The sequence below is a fragment of the Streptomyces sp. E11-3 genome (assembly GCF_046540415.1).
Taxonomy (GTDB): Bacteria; Actinomycetota; Actinomycetes; order Streptomycetales; family Streptomycetaceae; genus Streptomyces.
Genome location: NZ_JAZGRL010000183.1, coordinates 1 through 1,304, shown reverse-complemented (window position 1 = coordinate 1,304; position 1,304 = coordinate 1). Strand labels below are relative to the sequence as shown.

Annotated in this window: 1 protein-coding gene; it reads right to left on the bottom strand. The window is 65.3% G+C overall.

The window, feature by feature from the left end:
• On the bottom strand, positions 1–796 hold a 796-nt coding region (locus U9R90_RS36270; RefSeq protein ID WP_411061760.1), incomplete at its 3' end, for a lectin-like domain-containing protein.
• Between the last annotated feature and the right edge of the window lie 508 nt (positions 797–1,304).

Genomic DNA, 1,304 nt, shown 5'->3' with positions numbered 1-1,304 from the left:
TGGTGTACGAGACGGGATCCCCGGCGGTGGCGCTCTGCGGCCCCGTCATGGCCAGGGGCACGGCGGCGGGCAGCGAAACGCGCAGGTTCCTGATCTCGTGGATCTCGGTGGCCCCGCCCGTCCCCGCAGCGAGCCCGATCTTGAAGGTCGCAGGCATCGCGATTTGCCCGCTCAGGTCGAATTCACTGAGCAGGAGCTTGCCGTTCGGGTCCGTCTTGCTGGACGTCCGCACTGTCAGCTTCGCGTCGATGACGGTGATCTGCACATGGGCGCCGCTGTCCCATCCCGCCCGGAACCCGCCGCTCACCGGGATAGTCGTGAGCCGCCGGAACTCCGTGTAGTGGTCGCGGTCCCCAGATCCGCGGACCACCAGCGAGTCCTTGCTCTGGGCGATCCCGTTCGCCCCGGCCAGAGGAGTCGAGAAGTTGCCGTAGTTGTCGAACCCGACGCCGACATAACCGGCGGTGACGCCCGGCTTCTTCCTTTCCGTCTCCACCGAGTAACCAAGCCCGGCCCCTAAGGCCCCGGGCTGCGTTGTGTGGCTACCGTCGATGAGGTAGACGCTGAATCCGTCACCGCTCTGGCTGCCCTGCACGGCATAGTCGAACTCGATGCTGACACCCAGCTTCGAATCAAACGCCTCGTCCAGGAAGGCCGTTCCGGACTCGTCTCTACCGTTCGAGGTGAGTTGGAGGCTTCCCCCCGTCAGCTGGGCGCTGCCCAGAATCTGCCAGTTGGGGTTATGCGGTTTCTCTTCGGTGAACGATTCGATGATCGGGAACTGAACATCGCTCATGGTCCGAGCACCCTCTCGTCGTGGAACTGATGGAGCCCAAGACAGTAGCCGCGCCAGAGCGGCAGCGGACCAAGCCATGCGCGGACCCGGCGAGGAACCAGCCAGGCCCCCTGAAGCCCATCCACCCCCGCGACAGACGGCGCGACCAGCCTGAACGTAAGGGGAAGAGTTCACCTGCCGCCCTGCTCCCAGGAAGCGCACCCTCTACGCAAATGTCTGGTTCGCGATGGTTGCGCAATTCTCCCTCGTCCCGCCCGCTCCATGAGCCGTCGCCGTTGCACCGTTGGACCGCGCCGCAATACCCGAGAGATGGATCTCCACCCCCGCCCCGAAGCAGCCTTGAACCTCCGACACGCGGTCGGCCAACGCGCTCAAGGGCCGCCGCCGTCAACTGGCGAAGACCGGCGTGGAGCTGTTCTACCTACCCGCCATACAACCCGGAGTTGAACGACATCGAGCTGGTCTGGCGGCAGGCGAAGTGCGAGGACTACCCACAACGCGCCCAGAC